Raw genomic sequence first — 19740 nt, forward strand, 5'->3', positions numbered from 1 at the left:
ATTGCAAAAACCAATGTTTAAATGATAACGAACACAGATAAACACAGATGCACACGGATAATTTATCTGTGTTTATCTGTGTCCATCTGCGGAAAGTTTGTAGACGCCGAAGGCGGCTTCCCGAAGGGTGCGGAGGTTTCCTCCGTTAGCGTAGCTCCTCGCGGAGCGAGGCTCAAAGCTTTCCAAGACAGTGTTCGATTTCTAAAACATGATTTTTGCTTGCCGTTTTAATTCACATCAAACGTTATTTACAAGTCTTAAAATCCTGGCGTTTCTCGGCTATGTCTATTACGCTGTAAAAGCACAAAGCCTTGTACTTATAAAATCTCTATGTTTAACCAAATCTAAAACCGTTATAATCTTGATTTTCTTACCGCTTGATATCTTTATTGGTACACTTGAACTCATTAGCCCAGAAAAACAGCGCCTATGGTGCATATAAAGCGCGTTGAACTCACCAATTTCAAATCCTTCGGCGGTACTACCTCTGTGCCACTACTGCCGGGGTTTACTGTCGTCTCTGGGCCAAATGGTTCGGGCAAATCGAATATTCTAGACTCGTTACTATTTTGTTTGGGGCTTGCTAGCTCTAAGGGAATGCGAGCCGATCGCCTGCCCGATTTGGTTAACACTACTCAAACCAGTAAATCCCGTGCCACTGTTGAAGCTAGTGTGACGGTGACGTTTGATTTATCAGATCATGAGCCTGATGAACTCTTAGACAGCGAGCCAATTATCTCTACTGTAGAGATTGATACCCCTGAAGAAGAAACTGAGTCAGAACAGCAACAGACGGAAGACGAAAAAAATCGCCGCGAGAAAATCCGCGCCACACCTGGTAATGACTGGTGTGTTACCAGGAAGCTGCGAGTAACTCCCCAAGGAACTTACACATCAAATTATTCTATTAACGGTATTTCTTGTACACTGGGTGAGTTACATGAAGAACTAGAACGCCTGCGTGTTTACCCTGAGGGTTACAACGTTGTTCTCCAAGGGGATGTTACTAGTATTATTTCGATGAATCAGCGTGAGAGGCGAGAAATTATTGATGAATTGGCAGGAGTAGCAGCATTTGACCGTAAAATTAACCAAGCCAAAGAAACTTTAGAAGAAGTTAAAGAAAAAGAAGATAGCTGTCGGATTATTGAGACAGAATTAACCGCTCAGTGCGATCGCCTCTCTCAAGACAAAACTAAAGCCGAAAAATACCAAAAACTCCGCACTGAATTTCTGGAAAAACAAAAGTGGGAAGCTGTTTTGTCGTGGCGTACCCTGCAAAATCAACAAGAAAATTTAGCAACTCAAATTCAAACAGGCGATCGCACTTCCACAGAACTTACAGAACAACTCACTTCCCTAAATACAGAAATTACTCAAAAAACTGCTGAACTAGATCAACTTAATGCCCGTGTCAAAGCATTGGGAGAAGATGAACTTTTAGCGGTACAATCTACCCTCGCTAACCAAGAAGCAGAACGCAAACAACTCCAGCGTCAGCAATCGGAACTAGAAACTACTTCTCAAGAAACAGTCAAGCGTCTGGCTCAAACTCAGCAAGAAATCCAACAGTATCAGCAAACTATAGAACAACTGGCGCAACAACAACAGCAGCAAACGCAAAATGTGGCGTCTTACCAACAACAACGGGATGAAGCACAACAAGTATTAGAAAGTTCTCGCCAAGCAGCGGCGGAAATTGCTTCTGCTTCCGAGGCTTGGGTACAGCAACAAACAGCACTCAACCGCCAAATTGAAGCTTTACTACAAACCGTCGAACCCCAACGCACTGAACAAGCCCAACTACGGGAACGCGATCGCCAGCTACAGGAGCAAATTCAAGAACAAACTCAACTCATACAAACTTTAGAACCGCAGTTAGCCCAAAAACAAGCTGAGTGTACTCACCTGGAAACGGAATTTAATAGTGCTACCGAACCCATCCAGAATTTAGCGCAAGATTTAGCTGCCACAGAACAAGAATTGCAAATCCAACAGGATACTCAAAAACGTCTGTTGCAAGAACAGCGAGAAAAACAACGCCAGTTGGATAAATTAGAAGCACAAGCACAAGCACAGCAAGAAGTGCAAGGAACTGGTGCTAGCAAAGTCATCTTGCAAGCGGGAATGCCTGGTATTTGCGGGTTAGTTGTTCAATTGGGAAGGGTGGAACCCCGCTATCAATTGGCGTTGGAAATTGCTGCTGGTGCGCGGTTGGGGCATATTGTTGTGGAAGATGATTCAATTGCTGCTGCCGGAATTGAATTGCTCAAACAAAAACGGGCGGGGAGAGCAACTTTTTTACCGTTAAATAAGATTCACGCCCCGAAAATTACTCAAGATTTTACGCTGCGTTATGCTAACGGTTTCGTTGATTATGCTGTTAACTTAGTTGATTGCGATCGCCGCTATAAAGACGTATTCAATTACGTTTTTGGTAACACAGTAGTATTTGCCAATCTGGAGCAAGCACGTAGCAATCTGGGCTTGTATCGGATCGTGACTTTGGATGGAGAATTGCTAGAAACTAGCGGCGCAATGACTGGTGGTAGCATTACCCAACGTTCGGCGTTGCGGTTTGGCAGTGTGGAAGCGGCAGAATCTGAAGAAGTAGCGGCGCTGAAAAAGCGTTTGGTAGATATTGAGAGAGTTTTAGAGCGTTGTACTGAAGCGATCGCATCTCTTTCGACTAGAGCGAAAGAATTATCGCAACAGGTGACAGAAGCGCGGGGCAAACGACGGGAACAGCAACTGCTGCTAGAACAGTTGCAAAAAGAAGTTAAAACTTTGACATCTCAATTAGAAACAACGCGATCGCAACTGGCTCAAAACACCAAAAAATTTGCCACTGCCCAATCTCGTCTCGAAGTTTTAGACCGGGAATTACCGAGCCAAGAGCAACAATTACAACAGGTACGTCAATCCTTGGCAGAATTGGAAGCTTCCCAAACTCCCCAAGAATGGCAACAAATCCAAGCAACAATTAAAATTCAAGAGCAACAATTGCAACAGCAAGAGCAAAGATTACGAGAAGCAGAGCAACACCTCAAAAACCTGGAAAATCAACAACAAAGACTGCAAGAGAAAATCCAAGAAGCCGAACAGCGAATTGCAGAATATCAAACACAGCAAACAACTTGTAGAGAGGCGATAAATCGCGTCTGTGGTGAAATAAATAAAATTGACGAGCAAATTATCCATACTCGCGCTGCCTTGGCGCAGATGGAACAGAATTTAGGAGAAGAAAAACAAAAACGCGATCGCACAGAAGCTGAATTACGCTCCAACTTGCTGCGTCAGCAGCAATTAGAGTGGGAACTGCAAAAACTACAAGAAACTCAGATTACAAGACGAGAAGAACTAGCAAACGTACAAGCACAACTGCAAACAGTCGCGGCAGATTTGCCATCTCCCTTGCCAGAAGTGCCAGATAAAGTCGATTTAGAAGAATTGCAAAAAGAATTGCGATCGCTTTCCAAACGCTTGCAAGCGATGGAACCAGTTAATATGTTGGCGTTAGAACAATACGAACGCACTCAAAAGCGGTTAGAAGAACTCAGTCAAAAATTACAGACATTAGAAGCAGAAAGAACAGAATTATTACTGCGAATTGAGAATTTTACCACTTTACGGCAACGCGCTTTTCAAGAAGCCTTTGACGCTGTTAATGAAAACTTTAAATCAATTTTTGCGACTCTTTCTGAAGGCGACGGTTATTTACAACTTGATAATCCAGAAGATCCGTTTAATAGCGGACTTAACTTAGTAGCACACCCTAAAGGCAAACCAGTACAGCGCCTGGCTTCCATGTCTGGAGGAGAAAAATCTTTAACAGCTTTAAGCTTTATTTTTGCCCTCCAAAGATATCGCCCATCGCCATTTTATGCGTTTGACGAAGTAGATATGTTTCTAGATGGGGCAAATGTGGAACGATTAGCTAAAATGATTAAACAACAGGCGCAACAAGCACAATTTATAGTTGTGAGTTTGCGCCGCCCGATGATAGAATCAGCCGAACGCACAATAGGCGTCACTCAAGCGAGAGGAGCTTTTACTCAAGTTTTGGGTATCAAGTTACAATCCTCCAATACATCTGCTTGAGTTTTTGTTAATAATAGTGTATAGATAAACCGGATTCGAGATCAGGACTCCGTATAGAATGACCTCTGAACAAGTAATTAGGCGTTCCGATATTTTAAATACTCAGGTAATCACCCGTGACAATGGCAAGCGACTGGGAATAGTCAGTCAAGTCTGGGTTGATGTAGATCAGCGAGAGGTTGTGGCTCTTGGCTTGCGAGACAGCCTGATCTCCGTCTCTGGCATACCGCGTTATATGTACCTGAGTAACATCAACCAGATCGGGGATGTAATTCTGGTTGATAACGAGGATGTCATCGAAGACATAGAAGTTGAAGCCTACAGCAACCTGATTAACTGGGAAGTTATTACCGAAACAGGTGAAGTATTAGGTAGAGTCCGGGGTTTCAAATTTAATGGAGAAACAGGTAAGATTTACTCCATTGTCGTTGCATCTTTGGGAGTGCCGCAAATTCCTGACTCTTTCTTGAGTACCTACGAGTTATCAGTAGATGAGATTGTCAGTACAGGCCCCAACAGGTTAATTGTATTTGAAGGAGCCGAAGAGCGTGTCATCCAATTGACTGTTGGTATACTAGAGCGTCTTGGGATCGGCAGAGCGCCATGGGATCGAGAAGAAGTCGAAGGTTACGACTACGCTCCACGTACAATTGCACCACCAAATCAACTCCCAAGTGGAGTGCCAATCGAGCCAATTAAGCCGAAAGTTCGCGCACCCGAACCTGTTGCTCAAGAATGGGACGAAGATTATTATGAAGAAGAACGCCCTCCTCAACGGCGAGTAATGGAAGCGAGAGCCTACGAGTCGATTCGCTACGAAGAGGAAGAAGAAGACAATTGGAGTGAGGCAACAGGTAAAGACAGATATCAGGCACAACCCTACGAACCTCCGGTTTCCAAGAAGTCATACGCCGAAGATTACGACGACTACGACGACGATCTCAATCGCGACGCTTGGGATGATGAACCGCCAAAACCGATAAACATTCCTAAGAAAGTTAAAGAGAGACAGCCAGAGTACGAAGAAGAAGGCGGCTATTAAAATTATTTCTTAAGATAATTGCCACGTTCTTTTTGTCCACCAATGCTTTCCATCACTGCCACGATCGCCTGAGCTAATTCCTCTGGTTCGACGGGTTTTGCTAAATGTTGTTGAAATCCTGCTTGCAGAGCTTGCTTTTGATCGTATTCTGCGGCGTAGGCAGTCAGAGCGATCGCCCCCATTAATCCTCCTTGTTTGGGCGATCGCTTCCTAATTTCTTGCATCAGCATATAGCCGTCGATATCAGGCATTCCAATATCGCTAATCAATATGTCGGGCTGGAAGCGATCCAGCAGAGTCAATGCTTCAGTTGCTGATGCTGCAACACTCACCCGCGCTCCATACTGTTCCAAAATGGTGAGTACCAAGTCTCGCATATCAGCTTCATCATCAACTATAAGAATTTGCAGTTGACTAAAATCAAAGGTGCGAATAGAGGGTAGATTATCCTGGTTTTTCTCCTCAACAACCTTCATTAACGGTAATCTCACCTTAAATGTCGCGCCCATTCCCTCACCCCGACTCTCTACATCAACCGTTCCGCCATGCAATTCTGTCAGGTGACGGACTATTGCTAATCCCAATCCCAAACCGCCAAATTTCCGAGTAGTTTTACCGTCTTCCTGGCGAAAATATTCAAAGACGTAAGGCAAAAATTCTGAACTAATGCCTTTGCCGGTATCTTTGATAGTAATTTGAGCAGATGAATCAATGCACTCTAGGCAAATCTCCACTTTTCCCCCGGAGGGAGTAAACTTGATGGCATTTGAGAGTAAATTCCAAACAACTTGTTGGAGACGAGCAGAATCCCCAGACACAATTACTACATCGGTACCAAGGTTTTTGTAAATGTGAATGCCTTTGGCTTGGGCTGCCAACCTTACCGTTTCTAAAGCAGCGTCAATAGTAGTTGCCAAGTTTACTGGAGAAATATTCAATACCATCTTGCCCCGGAGAATACGGGAGACATCGAGTAAATCTTCAATCAGTTGGGTTTGTAATTTAGCGTTACGTACAATCGTCTCTAAAGCACGACGGGTTGCTACCTCATCGAGCTTGCCAGCTTGGAGTAGTTTTGCCCAGCCCAAAATCGGATTTAGGGGCGATCGCAACTCATGGGACAATACTGCCAAAAATTCATCCTTGATCCGATTCGCTGCCTCCGCTTCCTCCCGTGCAGCTTGTTCTCTTTGCAGAATGCGATCGCGCTGCTGTTCCAATTGTTTTTGTTCTTCAATATCAGTTGCGGTGCCGAACCATTTGATAATCTTACCTTGTTCATTTTTCAGCGGCACTGCTTGGTGTAAATGCCATCGATACACGCCATCTACCCGCCGTATCCGCCCTTCGGCTTGATAGTTTGTACCTGCTTGTTGCGCTGCTGCCCAATTTTGGCTGAGAGTTGGTATATCATCAGGATGGACGATCGCTTGCCAACCTTCGGTTTGTGCTTGGGCAAGCGTTAAACCTGTGAAATTTAACCAGCGTTGATTGACATCTAACAGCACTCCCTCTGGATTGGCTGTCCACACTAATTGCGGAATTAATTCAGCCAAATATCGATAGCGCTCTTCACTTGCCTTTAGATCTGCTTCTGCTTGTTTGCGATCGTCTATATCGGTTAATGTGCCATACCACTGCACAACCTGTCCTTGGCGATCGCGAATTGGCACTGCCCGACACAAAAACCAACGATAAGCATTGTCTGATACACGTTTTAAGCGAAATTCTGTTTGATAAAGCGCTCCTGTCGTTAGACAAGAATTCCAAACTTCATAGGTTGGCTCAAAATCGTCTGGATGAACCACCTGTTTAATAAAATCTCGCTTGCGTGTTTGCTCTAGCGTTAACCTTGTATACTCAATCCAGCGTTGGCTAACATATTCTGGTTCACCATTGGCTCTGGCAATCCAAACAATTTGTGGCATGGCATCAGCCAGCTGACGAAATTGGGCTTCGCTTTCTCGCAATGCCTCCTCTATTTGCTTGCGCTCAGTAATATCACGAAAATACACCGCAACTCCATCCGCAGACGGGTAAGCGTTGACTTCCAACCAGCGCCCGATGGGTTCACCAAACTCCTCCCACCAGACAGGAATTTGTTCTGCCACGGCTCGGTGGAGTTCCCGATATGCTACTTTCCCAACTTCTGTAGGAAATACTTCCTGCCACACTTGTTTGCCAATCAATTCTTGTGGCGATCGCCCTAACAATTGGACAGCAGCCTGATTCACATAGGTATAACGCCACTGGCGATCAAACGCCACAAACGCATCAGTAATGCTCTCTAAGATATTGTGAACTTGATCGCGAGCCGTCTCAGCTTCTGTGCGTAACACCTGCTCTCGCTGTGCTGCTTCCTGACGCAGCCGAGCCATTTCTAGATGAGTACGAACACGAGCCAACAATTCTTTAGCACTAAAAGGCTTAATCAAATAATCGTCCGCACCTGCTTCTAATCCTTCAATTTGTGCCTCTTCCCCGGCTCTCGCGGAAAGTAGAATAATCGGCAACTCGCGAGTGCGAGCGTCACTCCGCAGTGCCTGAAGCAAGCCAAAGCCATCCAAGCGAGGCATCATCACATCACTGAGAACTAAATCTGGCAGGTGATCGCTTATTGCCTGTAACGCTGCCATACCATCGCCTACTGCCTCAACCTGATAACGACTACTCAACAACCGCTTGACATAATCCCGCATATCGGCGTTATCGTCAGCGAGGAGAATACGGGCACTTGAAGAGGACACGAAGACGCGGGGAGCGGGGGACACGGAGTTCAATTGTGATTCACGTTCTTGCCCCTTGTCTCCTTGTCTCCTTGTCTCCTTGTCCTCTTTTCTCCCCTTGTCTCCCCCTCTCCCCTGCTCCCCCTCCTCTTCTGGCAACCATCTCAAGGCTTCCTCCACGTAGGGAGCAAAACCAAGTGCGGTTGAAACTTGAGTTGAGTTGGTTTGGACACGATTGGCTGCCTTCGACTCATCCAAAACAGAATCTGGTGGAAGATGAGCAGTACCAGTGGGAATTGTCACCGTAAAGGTAGATCCTTCACCTTCAATGCTTTCAACCTGCACGCTACCACCGTGTAAGCGGACTAGTTCTTGTACTAAAGCCAGCCCAATTCCTGAACCCTCGTATGTTCTGGCTCTTGCCCCTTGAACGCGATGAAAGCGCTCAAATAGATGCGGCAATTCGGCAGCAGGAATTCCCGTACCCGTATCTCGCACAACTAGTTCAACATTGTTTTCTGAGTTACACAAGCTCACCGTAATTTCACCCTCAAAGGTGAACTTGAAGGCGTTCGAGAGCAAATTGAGTACAATTTTCTCCCACATATCGCAATCGACATAAACAGGTTCACGGAGCGGTTCACACTCCATAGTTAGACGCAAACCTGCCCGCTCGATCGCAGAACGAAACACGCTCGATAGCTCCGCAGTCAATGTAGCTAAATCAGTAGGTTGATAAATCGCCTGAATGCGCCCTGCTTCGATCCGCGAAAAGTCTAACAGGGTGTTTACGAGCTTGAGCAAACGGAGACTATTGCGATGCACAAGCTCTAGCTGTTGTCGGTTTTGGTTCGATAATCCTTCATTCGCAGCTAAAATATCCTCCAAGGGGCCTAGCATTAAGGTGAGCGGGGTACGAAATTCGTGAGAAACGTTGCTGAAGAAGACAGTTTTCGCCCGGTCAATTTCTGCCAGTGCTTCCGCCCGTTTACGTTCTTCCTCGTAGGCTTGAGCGTTGGCAATGCTAGCCGCGATCTGAGCCGAAACCAAATCGATGAATCTTTGATAATTGTCGTCAAAAAGCCTGAACGGGTTTAGCCCGACAATTAATATTCCCATCCGTCCCGTCTGTCCTGATGGTGCGATTGGTACGGCTACTGCCTGATGGGGTGGCTGCTTCCAAGCACCCGTCGGTAGGTTGCCAAAAGACGATCCTAAATCAGAAATCAAGCATGGTTGATGGGTTTTGAGTACTTCTGCAAAGGGCCAAACTGCATCGGTGTCGAGAGCGGCAGTTTCAGGGACTGCTGAGTGTTCCCGTCCGATCCCGCAAGTTGCAGCTAGCTCGACACGCTGCTGCTCTGGATTTGCCAGATAAATCATCGCGAAGGGGAGATCGTAGGGGTTAGTTTCCAGACAACTCGCACTTAGTATACAAGCTTGCTCAAATGTGCGCGCATCTGCTGTCCTAGCAGCCAATTCCCGCAGCATTGCCAACTGGCGATCGCCGATGATCTGTTGTGTGTCATCTGTATTAGCGCAAATTATACCGCCTGTGCCACCTTGATCGTTGGGAACCGGGCTATAGGAGAACGTGTAATAAGTTTCCTCCGGATAGCCGTTGCGCTCCATGATCAGTAGCAGCGATTCGTCGTAAGTGCCTTCATTGGTGAGCATAGCCGATTCGGCGCGAGGCCCGACCTGATCCCAAATTTCACGCCACACGTAGGAAGCAGGTTGCCCAAGCACTTGTGGATGTTTGCCGCCAAGAATCGCTTTGTAGGCGTCGTTGTAAAGGTTAATCAATTCCTCGCCCCACCAGACAAACATAGCTTGGCGAGAAGTTAACATAATGCGTACAGCAGTTTTGAGACTTTGCGGCCAGTTCTCGACACAACCAAGGGGCGTTTGCGACCAATCGTGCGATCGCATTAACGCTCCCATCTCTCCGCCACCTACAAATAAATCTTCAGGTACAGTTGCCTTCACATCAGGGTTCACAGTCTTTAACTCCTCATCCCTGAAAATATTTTTCTAGTAAATCTTTGCCGTGATCGCCCATTTGATGTAGTAGCACTTTAGTTTGTTTGAAAGCCAGTGGTAAAGGTCTTGCTCGCTCGTTTTCCCATCGGTTAACGCTGTGAAACGAAACTCCTAACTTCGATGCAAATTTTATTTGCGAGAGTTCAATACGCGCTCTTGTTTGTTGAACCAACTCTGCAAACTTTGGCTGTTCTATTGCAGGCATGGTGCCGATACCTTTTAATTTCTACTGGCGGTTGGACTATACTGCGTAAGACCCTCTTAATCTCTTGAATATATCATTTGGTATATTCCTTACGACCTCTACCCCAAGATGCAAAAGTAGGGGCTAGGAAGAGGACATGGGTAGGTGGGGACACGGAGTTGAGGGAGTTGGGGAAGTGATAAAAGTAAATTCTTCCCCATCTTTCCTATCTCCCTCATCTGTTCCTCTCCCCCTCTCCTCTTTTATACCCAGCACCCTTTGAAGCAAGAGCTACTTCAGAAGCGATCACTGTCGCTGGAGGTAAAGCTTGTGCTCCTGAGCTTTGGTGTCATGCCAAGGAAACTGTCTACGGTGGAGCTTTGCTCAAGCTAATAATTGGCGGCGAAATCATTTGAGCTTGGCTTCATCGAGATACACGAAAGATGAACCGGTAATAGTAGGCGATCGCACTATAGCTTCAAATCTTATTTAGCTGCTGAACAATGTTTGGTAAATAAGCCTGCCTGAGATCTTGCACCATTCTCAATAACCGTAAGGTGGAGAGAAGTCCTGCAGGCGGGTTTCCCACGCCCAGGGAACTTCGGAGCACTGTCTAGAACATAAAAATAAGGGTTTGAGGAAAGTTAGGCAGTGCCCACCCTACAAAAATTGCAATAAAGCTTGTCTTCCTACTTACTAATCACCATCTTTATAAGAGTTTCCGTAATTTTACTCTCTCGGCAAAAAAATAGCAGTTTGTATGCTGGTGATAACAATCAAGAATATATTATGTTATTACTAAAGACTTTGGACGAGTTTAAACAGTTTTGTCAGCAAAATTTATTGCATGAATTACAAGTATTTGAAGCACGAAGACAGCAAGTCCGAGTATCAGTTTTTGTATCGATTTCTGTATTTTTGATTTTAGTATATTTTTTAATCCAATTTTACAAATATAATTTAAATGACATCTTGTCGGGTTTATTTTTATTTAATTCATTACCAGAAAAAATTGTTATTCTATTATTATTTACCTGGATGTATATTGTTGCATTTTTCATGATTTTGTTAGCTTTTACACTATTCTATAATGCAGCATTTGAAACTTTTGTTAGTAGTTTTGATACCAAAATAATAGAAAAAATATTTGATTTTATTAATACAAATCGCAGTTTTAATATCTCAATCACACCATCTGAAGAAGATAAAGAGTATACTCTCTCTACTTTATGTAATAGTCAAATTTTTAATGTATTATTTAAGCCTAGTTATATTAAGCACGACAATTTAATTTCTGGTCAGATCAATGATATTGATATTATGTTCGTAACAATAGATGCAAGCATCGGTGTTAACCACTATTGGACTTATATATTTGATATAAATTATTTGATTAAAGAAGCAAAATCAAAAGTATCAGAAACTTTTACAGAAGCTCAATTTATAGTTTTAATTCCTATGCTTTTTATGCTGCTATGTTTTAGATTAATTAAAGGTATCCCGTTTGTATTTAATCGAGTTATCCGAGGTCAAAATATAGATTATCAGCGTTTTCAAGTTGAAATATTAAGAAATGAAGCCTACAATACTCATGTTTTTAAAGGCTTATTTTTCACTGCAAAGTTTAATAAGTTTGCTAAAGCAGTAACAATTATCAAACCTAAGTTTTTCAAAGCTAATATTCATTCATTTCTTGACGAAAAAAAACAACTAGTGAAACTAGAAGATCCAGAGTTTACAAAATATTTTACAGTTTACAGTGAAGACCAAGTAGAAGCACGATATGTATTATCTACAAACTTAATGGCAAAGCTGGTTGAGTTTCGCAAAAAAGCGCGTAGAAATATTTATGTTTCGTTTGTTGATGACATCATCTACATTGCTATAGAATACCCAGAAGGCATTTTTGAGCCGAATTTATTCCGAAGTATGCTAAGTTTTGCGCCCTTGCGCGAGTATTTTGAGACTATCCAGTTGATGTTTAAGATTGTAGAAGATTTAAATTTAAACAGGCGCATTTGGAAAAGTTAAGCACCGGGCGATTTATAATCGCTAGGGCGATAGTACTGTGACGTGATCGCTTGTCTCAAATTTTTTAAAGAGACTGCCATACTATAAATGACACTACTGATGTCGTCTTATTTACGCACCCCAAGTAAACTGCACGCTTCGCTGCCGAATCACCTCTTTATAAAGCATTTCTAATTCAGCCACATTATTACTGAGGGTATAACGTTCTAATACTCGTTTTCTTGCTTTTTGTCCTAGCAGGGTTGTTAACTCAGGATGATCTTGGAATAGCGGCAGGAGGGTTCTAAGTTGAGGCCGCACCGTTTTAGGATTAAGAATTACACCTGCTCCCTTTTCTAATACTTCTCCATCTGCACCCACATCTGTAGCTATACAGGCTATTCCACAAGCCATTGCTTCTAAAAGGGAGAGGGATAAACCTTCTACCAATGAAGGTAAAATAAACACATCTGCGCCCCTCAAAATATCGATGCGTCGGTTTTCATTGGCGACAAATCCCAACCAAATAATTCCGTATTCAGGGCCATAAAACGGTTCTAAAGAAGATTTTAAAGGCCCGTCGCCAACTACGAGTAACTTGCTTTCTGGAGCCATTTCCGCTTGTTTCCAAGCACGGAGGAGGGCTTCAACGTTCTTTTCTGGAGCTAATCGCCCTTGGTAGACAAATAAGCGATCGGCGTCAAAGTCGGCTTTAATGTCAGATGAACCAGGGGAATATTTAATGACATCTACCCCGTTGGGTATAACGGCAATATTCTCTGGGGGGACACCCATACGCGCCAATAATTCGCGTTGAATTTGGGAAAATACAATCACGCGATCGTAATTACCCAAAAAAGGCGCATAAAGCTGATAAGCCAAAAGTTGAGTTCCCGATACCAGTTTTGCTCCTTTACCTGCAAAAGGTGTGTGGAAAGTAGCAATTAAGGGTATGTTAAGTTCTTCACAAATTTCCGGTAAAACAAAGTCTAAAGGAGATAGGGTGAGGGAAGCGTGGACTATGTCTGGTTTGATGCTTCGTAGAGACTGAGTTAAAACTTTAGTCGCTTTGAAAGTCGGAATGGTGTAAACCTGGGACTTGTAAATGAAAGGTAGGGGAACTTCTTGAAAATTTGGCCAGTTGTCTGGTTCAGATTCTTCTTGGGCAAAATGCAGAAAGCTAACTTGGTGTCCCAGTTCTAGTAAGGCATTTGTAATTTCTCGACTGTAAGTTACATTACCGCAAAAGGGTGATTTTTTTCCAATCCAAGCTATATGCATTCTTTGATTAACTATTTACAAAAGCGGGTTTAATGTATCAGTTTTTGTTTTTCTGTACTGTTTTGCTTTTTGTACTTTGTGGCTTATTGCTAATCATAAAATACAGCCAGTACCCACTTCAAACAAATTTCTTTATGTTGTGTTCTCCAGAGCTATTCTCGGTTTATTTGTTTTATTTATAAGTTGTTAATGAACTATGTCATTCTCAAAAAACAATGATTGAGCCAGAAATAATTTCTAGCTAAACGTAAGATTTATCCCTAACATAAATGATATGGGATTTTTTATTTTTTTTAAGTTTACCATGAAAGCAAATGCTTTTGATAATAATTGATTGTGCAAAGGGAATGCATAAAATCCCTTTGAACAGTTATTTAGTCTTGTGATGTACACAAGGATAATAAACCACCTAAAAAGACGAACGCTGCCAATCCCAAAAAGACTGCTTGCAATCCAATAAAGGTTTCTGCTACACCTGCTAATGCCAATGGTAAGGTGAGAGCAATATTAATCACATTATTTTGCAAACCAAATACTTTACCACGCATTTGTGGAGGTGTTTCTGTTTGGATCGCAGTTTGCATGGGTATACCAACTAATGCACCAAAGATACCCACCAGCATCACTAACACCAGGATAATAAATAGTTGTTGGGTGAATACTGATAAACCAATCAAAGATGCAACCATGCCCACACTGCCACATAAACTCAATTGAGTATAAGAGAAGCGTTGTCCAAATTGTCCTAGCATCGTTGCTCCTACAGCGATACCAACTCCACCAGCTGCTAGTAAAAATCCGAACTGCTCGGCTTTTAAATTAGGAATTACTTCTGCCATGCGAACAGCAAGAACGGTTAGTGCCGCAAACACGGAAAATAAGACAATGAGTTGGATCAGGGCATTACGAAGCCGAGGATTGTCTTTGAGATAACGCAAACCATCCTGCACGTCAGCAAATATATGTGGAGATTCTGTTTTGGGTGCGTGAGGCTTTTCGTGAGTTGCCAGCAGCAACAAAATTAGTCCGGCGATCGCATAACTGCCACCAACAATAATTTCTTTACCTAATCCCTCACTACCACCAACTAAAAACCAAAGGCGATCGGCAGTTGCTAAGAGTGGTTCGCCGATGGCAAACCCTATAATTACCGATGCCATCATCGTTGTGGTGTAAAGAGAGTTAGCTGAAAGTAGATGCTGTTCTTGTACGACTAAAGGAATTGCTGCCTGTTCTGCTGGTGCAAAAAACTGTGTCAGAGTGGAAACTAAAAAAGTTACTCCCAAAATGATGGCAAAACCTACAGGTAAAACTCCGATTGGTTGCCAATCATGGGTGAGCCAGAGTAAGAAGGGGATTGCTAAAACCAGGATACCCCGCCAAATGTTTGTTCCTACCAGTACCATTTTTTTCGACCAACGGTCTACAAATACACCAGCTAGGGAACCAAATAAGACGGCGGGAATGGTAAAAGCCATCATCAATGCTGACACCCAAGCACTAATGGTGCGATCGCCGATTTGAAAATGAGTGTTAATCAGGGCGATCATCAACACCAAATACACTTTATCTGCCAACTGACAGAAAACTTGCCCTCCCCACAGTGCCAAAAAGTTGGGATTTTTCAAAACAGGCCAAAACCCATTTTCTTTACTATCATCTGCTACTGCTTTGCCATTAGAATCAGTCTTTTGTGGCTCTGATTTTCCAGGTACAGCACCATTTGTTAATGGCAAAATTTGACCATCGGTTTCATCTTTAGTATCTACTTCAGCATTACCCGATTGGTGATTTGAATTTTTTTCAGATTCGGTTTTAAAATCACTCTTTAGTGGTTGAGAAAGGTCTTTTGCAGATTTTTCTTCAGCATAAACTGGATCGGGTGTAGTTTTTGGAACTGCACTCAGGTGATTGGGTACTTTAGCCACTGATGCCCTATTCTGCTTTTTAATATGACTTGGTGACAGTGGCAGGATTTTGTGATCCAAATCAGAGGGATGCATCATGGTTGGCATTAAAGTAAGAATCAATCAAGGTAGCGGAGCGAATAGGGTGACCAAAGTGATACTGGGCATACTGACGCAAAACTTGCTCTACAGATAACCAGCTACGATCTTTGGTCGTATCTTGCATTATCTCTGATTGCGACAGCTGTTGGAGTATAGTTAATTCCCTTGCATTCAAACGTTTGGAAAGTGCTGGCATTTCTTGCCTGTGGAATATAGTTTCGTAATCGAGGCTTTGAGTAGATGCGGTTTGAGAAGACGCGGAGAATCCATCAAAAACATTCCCCCCCTCCCCTTGTCTCCCCACGCCAGTCGTCTCAACGGGGGAAACCCTCCGAAGTTCTGATCGGCGGAAGCCGCCGCTCAGACTTCTCTCCGCAACGCGCTGGCTCCTCCCCTTGTCCTCTTTCCTCAAGTCTTCCCAAGCTGTCAAGCAAACAGTTCCACCAGCACTAATACTAAATCCTACTTGCCAATTAGGGTCTGTAAAATCTGGTATGAGAGGGCGTTGAGTTAAACAACACATATGTACTTCTGGTGTAAACCCTGCCAAAGCTAAAAGTTGAAACAATCCATGAGTTAAAAGAGCCATAACACTGGGTGTTTTTTGGCTGGATAATTCTTCTAATCGCTTCAAATGTTCGTTAATTAACTCATATAGTTCTTCTTGAGGTTGTTCGCTTAAACCTTGACATAGCACTACCTCTGCTAAATACTGGCTGGCTGCTAGCCTTCCCAAATCTTTTGCAAGTCCTGAGTAAGATTTTACAGTTTGGGCTTGCGTAATTTTATCTAGCGATCGCCCTTTAGCAATCAGTAAATCATTAACCACAAACATTGCACTCCTGCCACCTAAGCTGGAATTATGCTTGCGTGCTCCTGGGGCGATCGCTCGAATCAGTCCATATTCTTTTGTCAAAATCGTAACTATTTTATCTGACTCGCCAAAAACTTGGGTTCTAAGATTAATTCCAGTTGCTTTATAAGTTTTACTCATTAGTTATTAGTCATTGGTCATTAGTCATTAGTCATTGATCGTTAGTCCTTACAGAGGACAAAGGACAAGTGACAAATCACAAATGACTACTCTCTTTTCTCCAGCGTATCGCGCTGTCGCAACAAATCGACACCACGAGATGTGCCTAATCGTGTGGCACCCGCCAAAATTAAGTCAAGAGCTTGGTCAATACTGCGAATACCACCTGATGCTTTAATTCCCACCGCTTCTTTAGCAACTTCCTTCAAAAGTCGCACATCTGCCACTGTTGCACCCCCATTCCAACCTGTACTAGTTTTGAGAAAAGCTGCCCCTGCATCCATACATATTTCCGCAGCCAGTCGTTTCTCAGCATCCGTCAGTAGGTTGGTTTCTAAAATTACCTTTACTGTTTGCCCAGTTTCTTCACAAATTTCTGCGATTTCCCTGTGCACCTCATCAGTTTTACCAGCTTTTAACCAACCCAAATTAATTACCACATCCAACTCAGTAGCGCCATTTTCCACTGCTTCTTGAGCTTCATACAATTTCACTGCTGAAGTTGTGGCTCCAGTAGGAAAGCCAATCACCGTACAGACTTTTGGCTTTTTACCGTAGAGGTATTCCGCTGCAAAGCGCACGTGAGCAGGATACACGCAAACCGCCGCAAAGTGAAATCTATCTGCTTGTTCACACCATTGTTCCACCTGCTCGGTTGTAGCTGTTGGAATCAGTAAGGAGTGATCTATATATGGCGCAATATCAATATCTGGATAATCTGCTGCCATTGCTTCTTCTATATAGTGATTGATTATTTATCTTTATATAAACTTAAGACTATTTTAATAAATAACTCCACTATATATTTAAGATTTTTCCTGAAAGTTGTCTGATTTGCTTAGTTTTAGTTGTAATTGCTATCCATACCAACATTGTTACCATTATGTATTTTGCCTAGACATCTTCTAGGATTCAAGTATTAATTATAACTTTTTTCTCTTACTACCTACTAGAAAATCCAAGATAGTGTGGGCTAATCCTTTAGATGCTAAATAAGGCACACCATTACCGATGGTTTTAAACATATTAGTTAGTGACATATTCTCTGGAAAAACGAATTTTGCAGGTAAAGATTGTATTGCTAAGGCTTCAGCTACAGAAATTCGTCGTGCTTTGTAGGGATGTAAATGTACTTCGTTATTGCCATAGCAAGCGGTAGGAGAGTAACGCCATCTGTGCAGACGTTTGTAGGATTTTCTGGAATCATCTCCTTCATCAATGCTACCGAATTTTGTAATACCTGCCCTTGGTTGAAAATAGTGTTTGGCATTGGGGTGGTGGAGCACATCATTTTTTCTAAACCAGTATTCAACGGTTAGCTCCACAGGAATATCTTGAGGGCAAGGCAAAATAGAATCTTCTTGAAAAGGTGAACTTTTACTCCAAGGATAAGTAAATACTTTTTCTTTGTTAAATAATACGTATTTTTCCCAAGGGAAAATTTCTCTAGTAAATTGATTATAATTTAATATTTTTATCCCTAAATCTTTAATTAAAGATATTTTGAATCCCAATAAGATAATTCTATCTCTATCTTGAGGCACGCCGTACTCAATAGCATTAATTAAACGCTCTGTTAATAAATAACCAGCTTGAATTAACTGCCGTTTTTTTGCTTCAAAAAACAATTGATGTTTTTTTGTCTTCCACAAACCTTTAACATTCTCAAATAAAAAGAAATCTGGTTGTTGTTGACAAATTAATTCAATGTAAGCATTTGATAGTTTGCCATTATCTCCCAAGTATCCTCTATTTTTACCACCAATTGAAAAGTCAGGGCAGGGAGGCCCGCCAATAAATCCAATAATATTATTAAATTGGCGGCAGTCTTGTACTAATTCTTGTAAGTAGATTGCTTGTAATTTTTCAGTGAGTTTAGTAACATCTGCTTCTTCTCCGAAATGGTATCCGTATGCTGGTAACGGTAGATTTAAATTAGCTCGACAATAGCGGTATGCTTCCATAAATGAGGAAGAAATTTCATTCACATAAACAATATTAAAACCACTGGTTTCAAAGCCTAAATCTAGAAATCCCGAACCAGCAAAAAAGGAGAAAATACTGGGGCGATCGCTCATTGTTAAATTCGACAAGCGGCAAGCAGAATTGTGTGTTTTAAACTAATGTATATTAGCGCCTTTTTCCGCTGCTTGTAGTTGCATGATGCCAAAAAACGATAAAAGCAATCTATCAAAAGCTCGTGCCTCTGATATTCTTGGTTATGACGACTTTAGCTGAAGTTACCAGATGAACGCTTTGGTACGCACAACAAGCCATACAACATGGCTGGAGTCGCAATGTGTTAGTCCATCAAATTGAAAGCCAAATTCTCTCTATACCTCTTCTCTTTGCGTTCTACCCTGCGGGTAGACACGTAGACGCAGAGCGGCTTCCGTAGGTAGTGGCTTCTGAAAGTAGCCGCTTCGCGTCTATGTGTTCTTTGTGGTTTGTTTTTATTTCTTGTGCGTTAGCGCATTTTCATACAGAATTGGTATCATTTTATTTTCAAATAAATCAACCACAGATGAACACCGATGAACACAGATTTTATCGGTATCCATCTGTGTGCATATGTGGTTGTAATTAACCTAAATCCTGATTTTTGCAAGAAGTATAGTATTTAAATGTTATTAAAGGGAATGAGCAATAACCCTGAAAGTTAAATTAATTCTTGGTTGAACTTTCTTTGATGTTTTTGGAATTTGATGCTGCCAAAAATGCTGTGTTGTGCCAGCCATAAGCAGGAAGCTGCCATGTGTTAACTCAATTTCTGCTTTCAAGTCTTTATTGTCTTTATGTCTAAACATAAACCTTCTTGTTCCACCAAAGCTAACAGAACCAATTACAGGATTTTTACCTAATTCTGCTTCAGCATCAGTATGCCAGGAAATTCCATCATTTCCATCTCGGTAAAGATTTAGCAAGACGCTATTAAACCTAAATTTTGCTATTTCCTCTACTTTCTCTTTTACTTGTAGTAATGTAGGTGTCCAAGGCTCTGGTTGAAGATGAATACCTGAGAATGTGTATGACTTGTCTCTATCTCCATACCAAGCAGTTTTTCTCGGTAAGTTTACTTCCTTACCATAAATTTTCATCCTATCTTGTCGCCATTTGATTTCGTTAAATAAGGTTTGAAAAAGCTCATCGCTCTCTTGCTGATTGAAAAAATTGCGATAGAAAATCACATCAGCGTCTGACATAGATAGAACTTCTTTCTCATCACTCTTTAGTGACTCATCTATCACAGAGTCAAACCCAGAGAGTAAGTTTCCCTGAATTGCATTCATAGCCTAGCTATTTTTCATACA

The 19740-nt window shown here is 42.4% G+C and carries 11 protein-coding genes; 3 read left to right on the forward strand and 8 right to left on the reverse strand.

The genetic code is table 11. The features are described 5' to 3' along the window. Positions 1-429: 429 nt before the first annotated feature. Together smc and UYC_RS0107230 are read left to right on the forward strand one after the other, a co-directional pair. Positions 430-4101: a chromosome segregation protein SMC gene (smc, locus tag UYC_RS0107225; RefSeq protein WP_016873827.1), complete on the forward strand. Its 3672-nt coding sequence runs from the start codon at positions 430-432 to the stop codon at positions 4099-4101. Positions 4102-4159: 58 nt separating this feature from the next. Then, a complete protein-coding gene (locus UYC_RS0107230; protein ID WP_016873826.1) occupies positions 4160-5143 on the forward strand; it encodes a PRC-barrel domain-containing protein in 984 nt (327 codons plus the stop codon). 2 nt (positions 5144-5145) lie between these two features. Here UYC_RS0107230 and UYC_RS0107235 read toward each other — a convergent pair whose 3' ends face one another. Both UYC_RS0107235 and UYC_RS0107240 read right to left on the reverse strand, forming a co-directional pair. Then, positions 5146-9870 (reverse strand): ATP-binding protein, encoded by a 4725-nt coding sequence (locus UYC_RS0107235; RefSeq protein WP_016873825.1) that lies wholly within the window; start codon positions 9868-9870, stop codon positions 5146-5148. A 13-nt stretch (positions 9871-9883) separates the two neighbouring features. Continuing rightward, the gene (locus UYC_RS0107240) at positions 9884-10117 is read right to left on the reverse strand and encodes a helix-turn-helix domain-containing protein (protein WP_016873824.1); all 234 of its coding nucleotides are present in this window, start codon (positions 10115-10117) and stop codon (positions 9884-9886) included. Between the two features lie 660 nt (positions 10118-10777). Here UYC_RS0107240 and UYC_RS0107245 point away from each other — a divergent pair. Next, the gene (locus tag UYC_RS0107245) at positions 10778-12127 is read left to right on the forward strand and encodes a DUF3137 domain-containing protein (RefSeq protein ID WP_235082896.1); all 1350 of its coding nucleotides are present in this window, start codon (positions 10778-10780) and stop codon (positions 12125-12127) included. Positions 12128-12238: 111 nt separating this feature from the next. Here the strand turns inward: UYC_RS0107245 and UYC_RS0107250 are convergent, their stop codons facing one another. From UYC_RS0107250 to UYC_RS0107275, 6 genes are all read right to left on the reverse strand, one after another. Beyond that, positions 12239-13387 (reverse strand): glycosyltransferase family 4 protein, encoded by a 1149-nt coding sequence (locus UYC_RS0107250; RefSeq protein ID WP_016873822.1) that lies wholly within the window; start codon positions 13385-13387, stop codon positions 12239-12241. Positions 13388-13761: 374 nt separating this feature from the next. Continuing rightward, entirely contained in the window at positions 13762-15390 is a 1629-nt protein-coding gene (locus tag UYC_RS0107255; RefSeq protein WP_026087397.1) for an MFS transporter, read from the reverse strand. After that, a complete protein-coding gene (recO, locus tag UYC_RS0107260) occupies positions 15377-16390 on the reverse strand; it encodes a DNA repair protein RecO (RefSeq protein ID WP_016873820.1) in 1014 nt (337 codons plus the stop codon). The genes UYC_RS0107255 and recO overlap by 14 nt, the downstream gene beginning before the upstream one ends. Before the next feature lie 86 nt (positions 16391-16476). Further along, positions 16477-17157 (reverse strand): deoxyribose-phosphate aldolase, encoded by a 681-nt coding sequence (gene deoC / locus UYC_RS0107265; RefSeq protein ID WP_016873819.1) that lies wholly within the window; start codon positions 17155-17157, stop codon positions 16477-16479. Between the two features lie 195 nt (positions 17158-17352). Further along, on the reverse strand, positions 17353-18507 hold the full coding sequence (locus UYC_RS0107270) for a DNA cytosine methyltransferase (RefSeq protein ID WP_016873818.1): 1155 nt from the start codon (positions 18505-18507) through the stop codon (positions 17353-17355). 552 nt (positions 18508-19059) lie between these two features. Then, on the reverse strand, positions 19060-19719 hold the full coding sequence (locus UYC_RS0107275) for an alpha-ketoglutarate-dependent dioxygenase AlkB family protein (protein ID WP_016873817.1): 660 nt from the start codon (positions 19717-19719) through the stop codon (positions 19060-19062). Positions 19720-19740 lie beyond the last annotated feature (21 nt).

The organism is Chlorogloeopsis fritschii PCC 6912 (assembly GCF_000317285.1).
GTDB lineage: Bacteria > Cyanobacteriota > Cyanobacteriia > Cyanobacteriales > Nostocaceae > Chlorogloeopsis > Chlorogloeopsis fritschii.